The organism is Nocardioides sp. YIM 152315 (assembly GCF_029210375.1).
Classification (GTDB): Bacteria; Actinomycetota; Actinomycetes; order Propionibacteriales; family Nocardioidaceae; genus Nocardioides.
In genome coordinates this window covers 120,711-136,120 of sequence record NZ_JARGER010000033.1, presented here as the reverse complement: position 1 = coordinate 136,120, position 15,410 = coordinate 120,711, and the positions used below count along the sequence as shown (strand labels likewise).

Genomic DNA, 15,410 nt, shown 5'->3' with positions numbered 1-15,410 from the left:
TGCCGTGGCTACCGGCCGGCGTAGCGCGGACCCAGGCTGGCGCGCAGCTCCCGCACGACCGAGTCGACCACCGCCACCAGGTCGCCCTCGGTGTCCGCGGCCACGGCCCGCTGGCGCTGGTACGACGCGCCGCCGTGCCAGATGTCGGCGACCGAGGCGAGCTCGGCGGCGCACCCCAGCCGCTCGGCGACGGGGGCGAGCCGCTCGAGCAGATCGGTCAGGTCGTCGGTGACGAGCCGCTCGTGGGAGTCCGCGTCGGTGATGATGATCGCGTCGAGGCCGTAGCGGGCGGCGCGCCACTTGTTCTCCTGCACGTGCCACGGCGGGAGGGTGGGCAGCTCCTCGCCGGCCGCCATCCGGGCGTCGAGGTCGACGACCAGGCAGTGCATCAGGGCGGTCAGCGCGGCCAGCTCGGCCAGCGTGGAGACGCCGTCGCAGACTCGGTTCTCGAGCGTGCCGAGGTGCGGGGCCGGCCGGACGTCCCAGCGGATCTCGGAGAGCACCTCGATCACCCCGGTGGTCAGCTGGTCCTGCACGAACGTCTCGAACTCCGGCCACTCGGTGAACTGGAAGGGCAGCCCCGCGGTCGGCAGCTGCTGGAACATCAGCGCCCGGTTGGAGGCGTAGCCGGTGTCGAGTCCGGCCCAGATCGGCGACGAGGCGGAGAGCGCCTGGAGGTGCGGGTGGTAGTTCAGCAGCGCCGAGAGCACGCCCATGACGCGCTTCTGCTCGGGCAGCCCGACGTGCACGTGCACCCCCCAGATCAGCATCTGTCGACCCCACCACTGGGTGCGGTTGATCAGCTCCTCGTAGCGGTGCCCCTCGCTGAGCTGCTGCACGGTCCACGACGCGAACGGATGGGTGCCGGCGCCGTAGAGGTCGATGTCGAGCTCGTCGCCGGCCGGGACCACGACCTCGAGGGTGCCGCGCAGGTCGGCCATCGCCTCCTCGACCGTGTGGCAGACGCCGCTGACGACCTCGACGGTGTTGCGAAGCAGCTCCTTGTGCAACCTGGACGGGTCCGCGAGCCGCGGCTTGACGCGGGCGAAGAGGTGGGTGGCGTCGTTGCGCAGGTCCCGGGTGCGGCGGTCGACGAGCGCGAGCTCCCACTCGACGCCCAGCGTCGGCTCCGGCGAACCGTGGAAGTCGATGCGCACGGCACCAGCGTTCCACACCTCAACGGGGCAACAAGTCCCCCAGCCGGGCGAGCCAGACGGTCGCACTGCCGTCGTACGGCGCGTGCCCGCGGGCCACGAGAGCGTGCACCCGGTCGCAGGAGGCCATGGCGGCCCGGGTGACCTCGTCGGGGTAGCCGAACCGGATCCGGTGGTCGGCGAACTCGTCCTCGTCGTCCACCCACGCCCGGCCCGTGTGGCCGAGGATGACGTCGAGGTCGAGGTCGACCGCCCGGAGCGTCGGGCCGTCCCAGGTCGGTGGGGTGGTGATGTCGACGTAGACCCGCACCGGCCCGCCGACGTCGTGGATGGTCGCGAGCCATCCGCGCTCCGCGTCGGGTCCGGCCGGGGGCACCAGGCCGACCTGGTGGGTCGGCGCGACGTAGGTCGCGCCGGGTCGCGCCATCGCGGTGCCGGCCGGGATGCCGAGCCAGTCGCCGTGTGGGTCGCTGCCGAGGAAGATCGCGTCGAACTCCCAGTGCGGGCGGTCTCCCCACTTGGACATCACGACACGGACGTCGTCTCCCCGGGCGAGTGGCACGTGCACAACCTAGACCTGCGAGCATGGCGGCCATGTTGGAGGCTCGCGAGCTGAACCTGACTCTCGACTTCTGCCTCCGCGTCGGCGAGCTGCTTCTCTCCTCGGGCGCCGGCGCGGCGGACGTCACCGCGACGATGCAGGCGCTGTCGTGGCAGCTCGGCGTCCGCCACCCCGAGGTGGACGTGACGTTCACGTCGCTGTCGATGAGCTTCCAGCCCGACCCGGAGCTCCCGTCGTTCGTGCTCATCCGGCAGGTCAAGCAGCGTGACATCGACTACGAGGACCTGACGCTGGTCGACCACCTGGTGCGCGACGTGCTCCGCGGCGAGGCCGACCTCAAGGACGCGCGGGGCCGGCTGGCCCGCATCGTCTCGTCCGGCCACACCCTGCCGCGCTGGGCGGCGACGCTCGGCTGGGGCGCGATGTGCGCGGGCGTGGGCCTCCAGCTCGGAGGTGGCTGGGAGGTCGTGTCGATCGCGTTCGTGGCGGCGGTCTGCATCGACCGGCTCCAGATGGTGATGGCCCGGCGACGACTGCCGTTCTTCTACCTCCAGGTCGCCGGTGGCGGGGTCGCGACCCTGATCGCCGTCGCGGTCGCCGCCACGCCGGCCGACCTCGACCCCTCGGTCGTGGTGACCGCGAACATCATCATGCTGCTCGCCGGCATCGGCTTCATGGGCGCCCTGCAGGACGCCCTGTCCGGCTTCTACGTCACCGCCGGCGCCCGGCTGACCGAGGCGCTGCTCGCGACCGCCGGCATCATCGCCGGCGTCGGCGGCGGCCTCCAGATCGGCACCGTGCTCGGCGTCGACGTCGGCCGTCTCGACCCGGGTGCGGCGGCCGACCTGAAGCAGGCCTCGGTCGCGGCGATCGGCGCCGCGATCTGTGCGGCGGCGTTCGCGTTCGCCTCCTACGCCCCCCGCCGCGCGCTGGCCACCATCGGCCTGGTGGCCGCGATCGCGATGCTGATCTCGCAGTCGGCCAACGTCAGCGGCATCGGCCGTTCGTGGCCGACCGCGGTCGCGGCGTTCTTCGTCGGGCTGGTCAGCTACGGCGTCGCCGCCCGGCTGCGGGTCCCGCCCCTCGTCGTGGTCGTCCCGGCGGTCGTGCCGATGCTGCCGGGCCTCTCGATCTACCGCGGCCTGAGCCTGCTCTCCGAGGGCGGCGCCGCCACGTCGGAGGGGCTGCTGGCGCTCTTCACCGCCGGCTCGGTCGCACTCGCGCTCGCGGCCGGGGTGATCCTCGGGGAGTACGTCGCCCAGCCGATCCAGCGCGAGGCCCGCAAGCTCGAGAGCCGGCTCGCCGGCCCGCGCCTGGTCGGACCGCTGCGCATCAAGGCGCGCAACCGGAGCGAGACGAGGCTCAGACGATCGTCGTCTTCGCAGGCATGACCTTGCGGTAGCCGCGCGCCACGATGTCCTGGTAGCGCGACCCGGTCAGCTTCGCGAGGTGGTGCACGGCGTGGGCGTCGAGGCCGACGAGCACGCGCGCCTTGTCCTTCTCGACTCCGGCGACGATGATCTCGGCGGCCCGCTCGGGGGTCATCTTCGCGAGCTTCTCGTCGAACCTCTTCGCGCTCTCGACGCCGTCCTCGGCCGCCGAGTAGCGGGCGTTGCGGGCGATCGCGGTCTTGATGCCGCCCGGGTGCACGACGGTGACGCCGACCCGGTGGCCGGCGACGAGCATCTCCTCGCGCACCGCCTCGGAGAGTCCGCGCACGGCGTACTTCGCCGAGTTGTACAGGCTCTGGCCGGGCATCGACACCAGCCCGAAGAGCGAGGAGATGTTCACGAGGTGGCCGTCGCCGGACGCGATCAGGTGCGGCAGGAACTCCTTCGTGCCGTGCACGACACCCCAGAAGTTGATGCCCATGATCCAGTCCATGTCGTCGTACTCGAGGTCGACGAGGTCGCCGGCCAGGGCGACGCCGGCGTTGTTGACCACGAGGTTCACCTGACCGAAGTGGTCGACCACGGTCGCGGCGTACGTCGCGAACGCGGCCCGGTCGGCCACGTCGAGGTGGTCCGAACGGACCTCGCGCGCACCCGCGCCCTTCACGAGGTCGACGGTCTCGGCGAGGCCGTCGTCGTTCACGTCGGAGATCGCGAGCCGGGCGCCGCGGCCGGCGAGGTTGACCGCCAGCGCCCTGCCGATCCCCGAGCCGGAGCCCGTGATCACGACGACCTTGCCGTTGAAGTCCTTCACGCTGTCATCTCCTGTCGTACGTCGTAGGCGTCCGCGTCGAATCGGGCGAGCCGGCGCCGGAAGGTGAACGTCGCCTTCGGCCACAGGGTCGTGTTGTGGCCGTGTTCGTCGAGGTACCAGCTCCGGCAGCCGCCGCGCGTCCAGACCGTGCGCTTCATCCGGCGCTGCAGGTCGGCGTTCCAGCGGCGGAACGCGCCCGCGCGCGGCTCGACGGCCGCCCAGCCGCGCTCGCGCAGGGTGCGGATGGCATCGCGGATGTAGGCGACCTGCGCCTCGATGATGAAGACCATGCTGGTGTGGCCCTGGCCGGTGTTGGGGCCGACGATCATGAAGAGGTTCGGGAAGCCCGGCACGGTCGTGCCCTTGTAGGCCGCCATGCCGCCCTCGCGCCAGACGTCGGCGAGGCTGCGCCCGGCCGGGCCGGAGATGTGTTCGGTCACCGGCAGCTCGGTCGTCCAGAACCCGGTCGCCACGACGAGCACGTCGACCGGCCGCTCGACGCCGTCGGCGGTCACGATCGCGTCGCCGGTCACCTTCGCGACCGGGTCGGTGACCAGCTCGGTGTTGTCGGCGGCGAGCGCGGGGTAGTAGGTGTTCGAGCGCAGGATCCGCTTGCACCCGATCGCGAAGTGCGGCGTCACCTTCGCGCGCAGCGTCGGGTCGCCGATGCCCTTGCGGATGTTGGCCTCCGCGGCCTTGCGGGCGGGCAGCGCGATCCTCGGCTCGATCGTGAACGCCGGCACGTAGGCCTCGTGGGCCCAGTAGATCCCGGTCCGGTAGAGGCGTCCCAGCGCCGGGACGCGGCGCAGCGCCTGCCGCTCGAGCGCGCCGTACCTGCGGTCGTTGCGGGGAATCACCCACGGCGCCGTGCGCTGGTAGACGTCGAGGTGGCCGCCGGTGGCTGCCAGGGTCCGCTGCAGCTCCGGCACGATCTGGATCGCCGAGGCGCCGGTGCCGATCACCGCGACCCGCTTGCCGGCGAGGTCGACCGTGTGGTCCCAGCGTGCGGAGTGGAAGAGGGGCCCCTGGAAGGTCTCAATGCCCTCGATGTCGGGCAGCCGCGGCTCCGAGAGCCCGCCGGCGCCGACGATCAGCGTGCGGGCGCCGATGGTGCGCCGGCCGGCCGGACCGGTGACCTGCACGATCCAGCGAGCGGTGGCGTCGTCCCAGGCGGCGTCGTCGAACGAGGTGTCGAGCTCGAAGCGGTCGAGCGTGCCGGAGCGCTCGGCGACCCTGCGCAGGTACGCCTGGATCTCCGGCTGCGGGCTGTAGGACATCGACCACTCGGGGTTGGGCGCGAACGAGAACGAGTAGAGCTGGCTCGGCACGTCGCACGCCGCCCCGGGGTAGGTGTTGTCGCGCCAGGTGCCGCCCACGTCGGAGCCCTTCTCGACGACGAGGAAGTCGCGCTCGCCGTCCTCCTGCAGCTTGATCGCGGCGCAGAGGCCCGCGAAGCCGGCGCCGACGACGAGGTGGTCGACGAGGTGGTCGACGAGGTGGTCGACGAGGTGGTCGACGTGCTGGACACCCATGGCGTCGACGGTACTGGCGCTATTGAACGGACGTCAATAGAGTGGTCGCGTGACCACGACCCCTCGTACCCGGCTCTCGCCGGAGCGGCGCCGCGAGCAGCTGCTCGACCTCGGCGTGCGCCTGCTCGCTCACCGGTCGCTCGACGAGCTCTCGATCGACCTGCTCGCCGAGGAGGCGGGCATCTCCCGGGGTCTTCTCTACCACTACTTCGGCAGCAAGCAGGCCTTCCACGAGGCGGTCGTACGGCACGCCGCCGACGACCTCATCGCGCAGACCACGCCGCCGACCGACGGCGACCCCCTGGAGCGACTGCTGACGTCGGTGACGGCGTACGTCGACTACGTGGTCGCCAACCACGAGGGCTATGTCTCGCTGGTCAAGGCCGCCGCGGGCGGCAACGAGAGCCTCCGCGCGATCTACGAGGACGCCCGGTCGGCGCTCAACGGCCGCGTGTTCCGCGAGGACGTGCATGGCGAGATCGTCCCCGACACCCCGGCCAACAGACTGGTGGTGCGCGGCTGGTCCGCGATGGTCGAGGAGCTCGTGCTGTCGTGGATCGACGATCCGCGCGGCGTCACCCGTGCCGACCTGCTCGCGATCGTCACCGGCTCGCTGCCCGCGATCGTCGGGGTCACGCCGGGGCGGTGACGCTCAGGCCCGCATGTGCCGCACGGCCAGCGAGGCGAACACCATGGCGGACCCGAGCGGAGCGCCCGGTCCGGGGTAGTGCGGGCCGAAGACCGACGCGGCGCTGTTGCCCGCGGCGTACAGGCCGGCGATCGCCGTGCCGTCCTCGCGCAGCACCCGGCCGGCCGCGTCGGTGACGAGCCCGCCCTTGGTGCCGAGGTCGGAGAGCACGAAGCGCGCGGCGTAGAACGGCGCCCGGTCGCAGGGCGTGGGCCCGGCGCCGCCGGTGAAGAACGTGTCGTACTCGTCCGCGCCGCGGCCGAAGTCCTCGTCGACGCCGTTCGAGCAGAGGTCGTTGAAGCGGTCGACGGTCGCGACCAGCGCGTCGGCAGGTACGCCGATCCGCTCGGCCAGCTCCGCCACGGTGTCCGCGCGAACCCAGGTGCCTGCCTCCAGGTGCGCGGCCGGATCGCCCTCGGGCATCGCGATCGCGGGCAGCCGCCCGCCCTCGCGCGAGTCGAAGACGAACCAGGACGGGATCCGCTCCTCCCGCTCGGCCATGATCCGCCCGAAGCGGTCGTAGGGCAGGCACTCGTTGGCGTAGCGGTGCCCGGTCGCGTCGACCATCAGGCCGGACCGGAAGCCGAGCGTGAACGACCCCGCGCCGTCGGGCTGCTCCAGCCCCGGGCAGAACCACCCGACGCCGCGGTAGTCGGTCGCGGCGCCGATCGCCACCGCCGCCGCGATCGGCTCGCCGGTGTTGGTGCCGCGCGGCGCCATCGTCCACGCGACGTCGCCGGGCACGCCGTGCGCAGCGCGCTCCCCGGCGTTCCCCTCGAAGCCGCCGGCGGCGACCAGCACGCCGCGCCGCGCCCGGATCTCGACGGGTCCCTCGGGCGTCATCCCGGCGACGCCGACCACCCGGTCGCCGTCGGTCACGAGGCCGGTCACCGGCAGCTCGGTCAGTACGGTGCCGCCCTCGCGGAGGAAGCCGGCCAGCAACCGGGCGATCAGCGACTGGCCGCCGCTGAGCGTGCGTCGGCCCGCCTCGCCGGCGCGGTCGCGCTCGACCGGGGGCCGCACCAGGTCGCCGACGCCGGCCGGCAGCTCGTCACGCCGGACGTCGGTCGGCTGGATCGACCGACCGGCCGGGACCCGGCCCGGCGCGTCGTAGTACTCCGGGAACGGCAGCCACTCGAAGTCGATCGCGTCGTCGGCCTCCAGCTCCGCGACCAAGGCGGGCGCGTGCGCGAGGAAGGCCTCGACGTCGTCCCGGTCCGGCGCGTCCAGCACCGCGGCCAGGTACTCCCGGGCCGACTCGGTCGAGTCGGCGATGCCCGCCCGCTGCTGCACCTGGCTGCCGGGCAGCCAGCAGGCGCCGCCGGAGTACGCCGAGGTGCCGCCCAGCAGCGCGGTCTTCTCGACCACGACCGTGGCCAGACCGGCCAGCTGGGCGAGGAACGCGCCCGTCATCGCGCCCCCGCCCGAGCCGACCACGACGACGTCGTACTCCTGAGCCTCCGCCATGGGGCGATACTAGAACAGGTTCCACTTGCGGTGGTTTCGAGACGGGACTTCGTCCCTCCTCAACCACCGTGGCTTCGGTGGTTGAGGAAGGCGCGCTGGCGCCTGTCTCGAAGCCACCACCGACCGGGCAGAATGGGCCGGTCATGTCCGCGTCCTCTCCCCAGCTCCAGATCGCCTACCCGCCGGAGCTGCCGGTCACCCAGCGCCGCGATGACATCGCCGCGGCGATCCGCGACCACCAGGTCGTGATCGTCGCCGGGGAGACGGGGTCCGGGAAGACCACCCAGCTCCCGAAGATCTGCCTCGAGCTCGGCCGCGGTGACCGCACCGGATCCGGGGGAGGCCTGATCGGGCACACCCAGCCGCGCCGGATCGCCGCGCGGTCGGTCGCCGAGCGGATCGCGAGCGAGCTGGGCACCGAGCTCGGCGACCTGGTCGGCTACCAGGTGCGCTTCACCGACCGGACCTCGAAGAGCAGCCGCGTGAAGCTGATGACCGACGGCATCCTGCTCGCGGAGCTCCAGCGCGACCGGCAGCTGCGCAAGTACGACACGATCATCATCGACGAGGCCCACGAGCGCAGCCTCAACATCGACTTCCTGCTGGGCTACCTCAAGCGGCTGCTGCCGCGCCGGCCCGACCTGAAGCTGATCATCACCTCGGCCACGATCGACGTCGAGCGGTTCGCGAAGCACTTCGACGCCCCGGTCGTGGAGGTCTCCGGCCGCACCTACCCCGTGGAGGTCCGCTACCGGCCGCTCATGGCCCTCGACGAGCAGGACGAGGAGGGCGAGGTCGTCGTCCGCGACCAGACCGAGGCGATCGTCGACGCGATCAAGGAGCTGTCGGCCGAGGGGCCGGGCGACGTTCTGGTCTTCCTGCCCGGCGAGCGCGAGATCCGCGACACCGCCGACGCCCTCGGTGACCTGCCGCGCACCGAGATCCTGCCGCTCTACTCCCGGCTGACCGCGGCCGAGCAGCACCGCGTCTTCAGCTCCCACGGCAACGCCGTACGCCGAGTCGTGCTGGCCACCAACGTCGCCGAGACGTCGCTGACCGTGCCGGGCATCCGGTACGTCGTCGACACCGGCGTCGCCCGGATCAGCCGCTACTCGGTGCGCACGAAGGTGCAGCGGCTGCCGATCGAGCCGATCAGCCAGGCCTCGGCCAACCAGCGCTCGGGTCGGTGCGGCCGCGTCGAGGCCGGCATCGCGATCCGGCTCTACTCCGAGGAGGACTTCGAGGGCCGCCCGGAGTTCACCGACCCGGAGATACTCCGCACCAACCTGGCGAGCGTCATCCTCCAGATGACCTCGCTCGGCCTCGGCGACATCGCGCGGCTCCCGTTCGTCGAGCCGCCCGACCGGCGCAACGTGCAGTCCGGCGTCCAGCTCCTCGAGGAGCTCGGCGCGCTGAGGGAGGGCCGGCTCACGAAGCTCGGGCGGCGGCTCGCCCGGCTGCCGATCGACCCGCGCCTGGCGCGGATGATCATCGAGGCAGAGCGGCTCGGCTGCGTCCGCGAGGTCATCGTGATCGCCGCCGCGCTGTCGCTGCAGGACCCGCGCGAGCGGCCGGGCGCGGACCACCCGAAGGAGCAGGCGCAGGCAGACCAGCTCCACGCCCGCTTCAAGGTCGACGGCAGCGACTTCCTGACGTGGCTCAACCTCTGGCGCTACCTCAAGGAGCAGCAGAAGGAGCTGTCATCCTCCGCCTTCCGGCGCATGTGCAGGCGGGAGTTCCTCAACTACCTGCGCGTCCGCGAGTGGCAGGACTTCGAGTCCCAGCTCCGCCAGGTGGCGAAGGAGATGAGGATCCAGGTCGGTCACGCGGCCGACAGCCCGGATGCAGATGGGATCCACCAGGCGCTGCTCTCCGGGCTGCTCAGCCACATCGGTCTGCTCGAGGAGCGAGACAGGAAGGAGCGCGGACCGCGGGAGTATCTCGGCGCCCGCGGCGCGCGCTTCTCGGTCTTCCCGGGCAGCGTGCTGCACCGCAAGAACCCGCAGTTCCTCATGGCCGGGGAGCTCGTCGAGACCAGCCGCCTGTGGGCGCGCCAGAACGCCGCGATCAAGCCGGAGTGGGCCGAACGGCTCGGCCGCGACCTGGTCAAGCGCACCTACTCGGAGCCGCACTGGAGCAAGAAGCGCGCGGCCGTCCTGGCCTACGAGCGCGTCACCCTGTACGGCGTACCGCTCGTCGCCGACCGCCTCGTCTCCTACGGCAAGGTCGACGCCGCGCTCGCCCGCGAGCTCTTCATCCGGCACGCGCTCGTCTACGGCGAGTGGCACACTCGCCACCGCTTCATGGACACCAACCGCCGGCTGCTCGAGGAGGCCGAGGAGCTCGAGCACCGGGCCCGGCGCCGCGACATCGTGGTCGACGAGCACACGCTCTTCGACTTCTACGACGAGCGCGTCGGCGCCGACGTCGTCAGCGGCGCGCACTTCGACCAGTGGTGGAAGCAGGCGCGGCGGACGACGCCCGACCTGCTCACGTTCGACCTGTCGATGCTGACCCACGACACCGCCGACGAGGTCAGCGAGGCGGACTATCCGGAGCAGTGGGTCGGGGAGACCCTCACGTTCCCGATCAGCTACCACTTCGAGCCCGGGGAGGCCGACGACGGCCTCACCATCGACGTGCCGGTCGCGACGCTGAACCGGGTCGAGTCCGACGACTTCTCCTGGAACGTGCCGGGCCTGCGCGAGGAGCTGGTCACCAGCCTGATCCGCAGCCTGCCCAAGAGCCTGCGGGTCAGCTTCGTGCCGGCACCCGACCGGGCGCGGGAGTTCCTCGGAGCCGTGCCTCCGGGGGAGGAGCCCCTGCTCGACGCCCTCGAGCGCTGGTGCCGGTCGACGACCGGGGTCGTCGTCCCGCGCGAGGCCTGGGACTGGTCGAAGGTGCCCGAGCACCTGCGACCGACCTACCGCGTCGTCGACGACGACGGCCGCGAGCAGGCGCGCGGCAAGGACCTGGAGGCGCTCAAGGAGCCACTGCGCCCGCAGTTCGCCGAGGCGATCGCCGAGGTCGCCACCGACAGCGGCCTCGCGCGCAGCGGTGAGACCGCCTGGACCTTCGGCACCGTCGAGCCGTCGTTCACCCGGAAGCGGGCGGGTCACGAGGTCCAGGTGTTCCCGGCCCTGGTCGACGAGGGCGCGACGGTCGGACTCGAGGTCTTCGGCTCGGCCGACGAGCAGGAGGCGCGGCACCGGCTCGGCGTACGTCGCCTGCTGCTGCTCGCGCTGCCCTCGCCGGTCAAGGCGATCGTCGACGGGCTCACCAACGTCGAGAAGCTCGGCCTCGCCGGCTCGCCGTACCCGGGCGTCGCCGACCTGCTCGAGGACGTCCGCGCCGCGGTCGTGCAGGACGTCGTCGACGCGCACCCGCCGGTGCGCGACGAGGCGGCGTACGACGCGCTGCTGGCCGCCGCCACCCGCGACCACGAGGCCCGGGTGCGGGCCACGATGGCCGACGTGATCCGGGTGCTCGACGGGTGGCGGCGCGCGGAGAAGGCGCTCAGCGGCCGCGCCGAGATGACGATGCTGCCGGCCCTCACCGACATGCGTGCGCAGCTGGCCCGGCTGGTGCACGCCGGCTTCGTGGGCGAGGCGGGGGCGACCCGGCTGCGCCGCTACCCGACCTACCTCGCCGCGCTCGAGCACCGCCGCGACCGGCTGGCCGGCCAGATCAACCGCGATCGGCAGCTCATGGACCAGATCGGCGACGTCCAGGACGCCCACCTGCACCGGCTCGCCGCACTGCCGGAGGGTCGCCCGCCCGGGGACGCCCTGCGTCAGGTGCGCTGGATGCTGGAGGAGTACCGCGTCTCGCTGTGGGCGCAGCAGCTCGGCACGGCGTACCCGGTCAGCGACCAGCGCATCCGACGTAGCCTGCAGGGGTGATGCAGCCGTGACGGACCGCCAGCACCACCGGCCGATGACGCCCGGGAGCAACTTCTTCGAGGCGCTCACCGGTGGCGCCGATCCGGCGCTGGTCAGCGAGGCCGCCGACCGCGCGGCGCACCTGCTCGTGCGCGGCGCCCGCGGCTCCGACGACGCGGCCGTCGCCGAGCGGGTGCTGCGGCTGGCCGACAGCGAGGGCATCGAGACGATCGCGGAGGTCTGGTCCGGCGCGCCGGCCGACTCGCTGGCCGGCTGCCTGTGGCGGCTCTACCTGCTGCGGTCGTGGGTGTACGCCGATCCGGTCGCGGTCTCCCGCGAGTTCGAGGCCGGCCAGCGCGGCGCGCCGGTGGCGCGGGTCGTCGCCGGCGTCGCCGAACCGCCCGGGCCCGAGCAGCTGCGGGCGATGATCGACGCGGTGCTGCGCGGCATCGCGGGAAGTGACTTCGCCGACGTCCTGCTGCGGGCGGCGGCGTTCGCGCGGGTCGTCGCCACCGGGCGCGCGGCGCTGAGCGGCCCGACCGAGGCCGAGGTGCAGCGGATGCTGGTGCTCTCCGAGCAGCTCGAGGCGGCCGGTCACGCCGAACTGGAACATCCGCTGGCCTGAGGCCGTTAGACTGCTCGGAGCACGCCGGGCCGCGGCAGCCCCGGGTCCCAAAATCAGCCGCTTCGAGCGGCCACGCGCCGTGAGGCGCTCCCGGTCCGGCGTGCTTCTATCCTCGAGACCATGCGTCTGCTTCGCCGGTTGGTCCGTCGTCGCTCCGGTTCACCGGTGGCCGTCTCGTACGCGCCACGCGCCGACGGCCGCCCCGACCCGGGCGAGGTCGTGTGGGGCTGGGTGCCCTACGAGGACGACCCCCACCGGGGCAAGGACCGTCCCGTGCTGCTGGTGGGCGTCCAGGACGGCCAGCTGCTCGGCCTGATGCTGACCAGCAAGGACCACGACCGCGACGCCGCGCAGGAGGCGCGCTGGGGCCGCTACTGGATGGACGTCGGGGCCGGCGGGTGGGACCGGTCGCGGCGGCCGAGCGAGGTGCGGCTGGACCGGCTGATCCGGCTCGACGCGGGCGCCGTGCGCCGCGAGGGCGCGGCGCTCGACCCCGCGACGTTCGCGCGCGTGACCGACGCCGCACGCCGTCACCACACGTTCGACTGAGCGGAGGTCACCCGCAGGTCGATATGGTGGCCGCGCCCGGGCGTGGCCCCGGGCGCCTGTCTGTGGGCACGTCGGCGAGAGTCGCTGGGTGAGGGTGAGGAGGAACGGTTGAGGAAGAACCGGATGGTGGCGATCGTCGTGGTGGCGGCGGTCCTGACCACCGCGGCCTGCACCGGTGACTCCGAGGAGCCCACGCCGCCCGACCCCACGACCAGCGCCGCGCCGCCGGTGCCCGAGCAGCTGACGTTCGGCGTCGTGGGCCCGCACGACGTGCAGCGCGCCTTCAAGGCCACCGTCGACCCGTGGAACCTCGACCCCGACAACGTCGACGTCGAGATCCGGAGCTGGCCCTCCCACGAGGCGATGCGCACCGACATCGAGGACGGCGCGGCGGTGCCGGACGTGTTCCTCGCCTCGCGCTCCGACCTGCGCTGGCTGCTCGACAACGAGTACACCCAGCCTGTCGACGAGCTGCTCGACGAGCGTGGTGTGGAGTTCGGTGACAACTACACGCGCAGCGCGCTCGAGGAGCTGAGCGCCGACGACCACCTCCAGTGCATGCCGTACGGCGTCACGCCCCACGTCGTCTACTACAACAAGCGCCTCGTGAACTTCGACCGGATGCGCAACCGTGGCCTGGAGGCCCCCGACGAGGATGCGACCGGCTGGTCGTTCGAGCAGTTCGTCGCGGCCGCCGAGTTCGCGAGCCGCCCGGCCCGCGGCGCCAAGGGCGTGCACATCGACGCGACGATCGAGGGGCTCGCGCCGTTCATCGACTCCGGTGGCGGCTCGGTCTTCGACGACTCCGAGGCGCCGACGTCGCTGACCTTCTCCAGCGACGGCAGCAAGGACGCGCTCGAGAGGACCCTCGAGCTGCTCCGCAACCCGCAGGTCACCCTGGACGAGACCCAGCTCGACGAGGCGCCGGCGCGCCGGTGGTTCCTGCGCGGCAAGCTCGGCATGATCGCGGGCGACCGGTCGCTCGTGCCGGTGCTGCGCGCGAAGGCCGACCTCGACTTCGACGTGCTGCCGATGCCCCGACTCGACGGCGCCGCCACCGTCGGCGACGTGACCGCGCTGTGCATGTCGGCGACCACGCCGGCGCCGTCGATCGCGGCCGACTTCATCGTCCACGAGATCGGCGCCGACTCCGTGTCGCTGGTGAGCCGCACGGGATACCTCCAGCCCGCGAACGTCGAGGTCGCGCTCTCCGACGACTTCCTCCAGCCCGGCCGTCGGCCCGAGCACGCGGAGCTCTTCAACTCGAGCGTGCGCTCCATGGCGGTCGCACCGCTGGTCGACACGCTCGCCGAGCTCGAGGAGACCGTCGCGCCCCAGCTGCGGCAGCTGGTGTTCGGCGTCGGCGTCCTCGACCTCGACGCCGTCACCACCGAGATCGACGAGGCGTCCCGCCCGATCCTCGACCCCGAAGCGGCCTCCGAGTCGGCCTCCGAGTCGCCGGAGCCGAGCGAGACCGACGCGCAGTAGCCCTCAGCCGGTCTCGCTGGCCGCAGCCTCGGACTCTGCGGTGATGATCGCGTCGGTGAGGATCGGGGCGTCGATCTCGATCTGCCACGGACGGGCGCCGTACCCGGCCAGCCGCTCCGCGACCGCGGGAGCGAGCCGGACGGCGTCACGGGTCGACGGCGGCGTCCAGAGGGTGCGGCGCAGGTAGTCGGGGGTGAGCAGGTTCTCGACCGGCACCGAGAGCTCCTCGGACCGTTCGGTGAGGCCCTGGCGGGCGAGTGCCAGCCGGCGTGCGGCCACCGGGTCCTTCTCGGCCCACGCGCGAGGGAGCGGCGGGCCGTTGCCGCGCGGGGTGCGCGTGGGGAGGTCGGACTCGTCCATCTCGGCGACGCGGCGCAGCGCCGCGACCCAGCGGGAGGCATAGCGTTCGGCGCCGCGCCCGTGGAAGCCCTGGGTGCCGAGCAGCGCGTCGCGCTCGGTCGGCATCGCGGTGGCGGCGGCGACGATGGCCGCGTCGGGGATGATCCGGCCCGGTGTCACGTCACGCTCCGCGGCGATCGCGTCACGGGTCTGCCAGAGCTCGCGTACGGCGCCGAGGGGTCGCCGGCCGCGCACCCGGTGGACCCCGGAGGTGCGTCGCCACGCATCGGTGCGCGGCACCGGCTCGAAGCCGCGCAGGTACTCGAACTCCTGGCGCGCCCACTCGCCCTTGCCGGCCTTCTCGAGCTCGGTGCCGAGCAGTCCGCGGAGCTCGACGAGCACCTCGACGTCGAGCGCGGCGTACTCCAGCCACGGCGCCGGAAGCGGCCGGGTCGACCAGTCGGCGGCCGAGTGCTCCTTGGCCAGCCGCGAGCCGAGCAGCTGCTCGACCAGGGTCGCCAGGCCGACGCGCGGGTAGCCGAGCAGGCGGCCGGCGAGCTCGGTGTCGAAGAGCAGGGCCGGCCGCAGCCCGACCTCGGCGAGGCAGGGCAGGTCCTGCGTCGCGGCGTGCAGGATCCACTCGGTGCCGTCGAGGGCGCGCTGCAGGGGCTCGAGCGACTCGAAGGCGATCGGGTCGACGAGGAAGGTGCCGGCTCCCTCGCGGCGCAGCTGGATCAGGTAGGCGCGCGAGGAGTAGCGGTAGCCGGACGCCCGCTCGGCGTCGATCGCCACCGGTCCGCTCCCGGCGGCGATCGCGTCGGACACCTCGGCCAGCCCGGCCTCGGTCTCGACGACGGGCGGCAGGCCGTCGCGCAGCGTGAGGAGCGGGGGAGGGGGCGTGGTGTCGTCGTCGGACATCG

At 72.8% G+C, this 15,410-nt stretch carries 12 protein-coding genes; 6 read left to right on the top strand and 6 right to left on the bottom strand.

The genetic code is table 11. The features are described 5' to 3' along the window. Positions 1 to 8: 8 nt before the first annotated feature. Both PZ894_RS10745 and PZ894_RS10740 read right to left on the bottom strand, forming a co-directional pair. Positions 9 to 1,157: a glutamate--cysteine ligase gene (locus PZ894_RS10745; RefSeq protein ID WP_275744628.1), complete on the bottom strand. Its 1,149-nt coding sequence runs from the start codon at positions 1,155 to 1,157 to the stop codon at positions 9 to 11. A gap of 19 nt (positions 1,158 to 1,176) precedes the next feature. Next, on the bottom strand, positions 1,177 to 1,716 hold the full coding sequence (locus tag PZ894_RS10740) for a DUF402 domain-containing protein (RefSeq protein ID WP_275744627.1): 540 nt from the start codon (positions 1,714 to 1,716) through the stop codon (positions 1,177 to 1,179). Between the two features lie 23 nt (positions 1,717 to 1,739). Here PZ894_RS10740 and PZ894_RS10735 point away from each other — a divergent pair, with 23 nt between their 5' ends. Next, positions 1,740 to 3,107, top strand: coding sequence for a threonine/serine exporter family protein (locus tag PZ894_RS10735; protein ID WP_275744625.1), 1,368 nt, complete (start codon positions 1,740 to 1,742; stop codon positions 3,105 to 3,107). On the opposite strand, the gene PZ894_RS10730 is transcribed toward PZ894_RS10735, so the two are convergent. Beyond that, on the bottom strand, positions 3,079 to 3,921 hold the full coding sequence (locus PZ894_RS10730) for an SDR family NAD(P)-dependent oxidoreductase (protein ID WP_275744623.1): 843 nt from the start codon (positions 3,919 to 3,921) through the stop codon (positions 3,079 to 3,081). The genes PZ894_RS10735 and PZ894_RS10730 overlap by 29 nt on opposite strands. Then, entirely contained in the window at positions 3,918 to 5,453 is a 1,536-nt protein-coding gene (locus PZ894_RS10725; RefSeq protein WP_275744621.1) for an NAD(P)/FAD-dependent oxidoreductase, read from the bottom strand. Before PZ894_RS10725 ends, PZ894_RS10730 begins: the two co-directional genes overlap by 4 nt. A gap of 49 nt (positions 5,454 to 5,502) precedes the next feature. Here PZ894_RS10725 and PZ894_RS10720 point away from each other — a divergent pair, with 49 nt between their 5' ends. Continuing rightward, positions 5,503 to 6,102 carry a TetR/AcrR family transcriptional regulator gene (locus PZ894_RS10720; RefSeq protein WP_275744620.1) on the top strand — a complete coding sequence of 200 codons (600 nt, stop codon included), beginning with the start codon at positions 5,503 to 5,505 and terminating at the stop codon, positions 6,100 to 6,102. 3 nt (positions 6,103 to 6,105) lie between these two features. On the opposite strand, the gene PZ894_RS10715 is transcribed toward PZ894_RS10720, so the two are convergent. Continuing rightward, the gene (locus PZ894_RS10715; RefSeq protein ID WP_275744619.1) at positions 6,106 to 7,608 is read right to left on the bottom strand and encodes an FAD-dependent oxidoreductase; all 1,503 of its coding nucleotides are present in this window, start codon (positions 7,606 to 7,608) and stop codon (positions 6,106 to 6,108) included. Positions 7,609 to 7,751: 143 nt separating this feature from the next. Between PZ894_RS10715 and hrpA the strand changes: the two genes are divergently transcribed. The 4 genes from hrpA to PZ894_RS10695 all read left to right on the top strand — a co-directional run bounded on the left by hrpA (position 7,752) and on the right by PZ894_RS10695 (position 14,151). Beyond that, on the top strand, positions 7,752 to 11,510 hold the full coding sequence (gene hrpA / locus PZ894_RS10710) for an ATP-dependent RNA helicase HrpA (protein WP_275744617.1): 3,759 nt from the start codon (positions 7,752 to 7,754) through the stop codon (positions 11,508 to 11,510). A gap of 7 nt (positions 11,511 to 11,517) precedes the next feature. Continuing rightward, positions 11,518 to 12,114, top strand: coding sequence for a hypothetical protein (locus PZ894_RS10705; RefSeq protein ID WP_275744615.1), 597 nt, complete (start codon positions 11,518 to 11,520; stop codon positions 12,112 to 12,114). A gap of 165 nt (positions 12,115 to 12,279) precedes the next feature. Beyond that, positions 12,280 to 12,663: a type II toxin-antitoxin system PemK/MazF family toxin gene (locus tag PZ894_RS10700; protein ID WP_275744614.1), complete on the top strand. Its 384-nt coding sequence runs from the start codon at positions 12,280 to 12,282 to the stop codon at positions 12,661 to 12,663. Positions 12,664 to 12,771: 108 nt separating this feature from the next. Further along, on the top strand, positions 12,772 to 14,151 hold the full coding sequence (locus tag PZ894_RS10695; protein ID WP_275744613.1) for an extracellular solute-binding protein: 1,380 nt from the start codon (positions 12,772 to 12,774) through the stop codon (positions 14,149 to 14,151). Positions 14,152 to 14,154: 3 nt separating this feature from the next. Here PZ894_RS10695 and PZ894_RS10690 read toward each other — a convergent pair whose 3' ends face one another. Next, positions 14,155 to 15,408 carry an HRDC domain-containing protein gene (locus PZ894_RS10690; RefSeq protein WP_275744611.1) on the bottom strand — a complete coding sequence of 418 codons (1,254 nt, stop codon included), beginning with the start codon at positions 15,406 to 15,408 and terminating at the stop codon, positions 14,155 to 14,157. Positions 15,409 to 15,410: the final 2 nt, after the last annotated feature.

Bases quoted from the DNA above. Each gene is read 5' to 3' on its own strand.
- PZ894_RS10715 (WP_275744619.1), bottom strand. From the start codon at position 7,608: ATGGCGGAGGCTCAGGAGTACGACGTCGTCGTGGTCGGCTCGGGCGGG.
- PZ894_RS10690 (WP_275744611.1), bottom strand. From the start codon at position 15,408: ATGTCCGACGACGACACCACGCCCCCTCCCCCGCTCCTCACGCTGCGC.
- PZ894_RS10725 (WP_275744621.1), bottom strand. From the start codon at position 5,453: ATGGGTGTCCAGCACGTCGACCACCTCGTCGACCACCTCGTCGACCAC.
- hrpA (WP_275744617.1), top strand. From the start codon at position 7,752: ATGTCCGCGTCCTCTCCCCAGCTCCAGATCGCCTACCCGCCGGAGCTG.
- PZ894_RS10735 (WP_275744625.1), top strand. From the start codon at position 1,740: ATGGCGGCCATGTTGGAGGCTCGCGAGCTGAACCTGACTCTCGACTTC.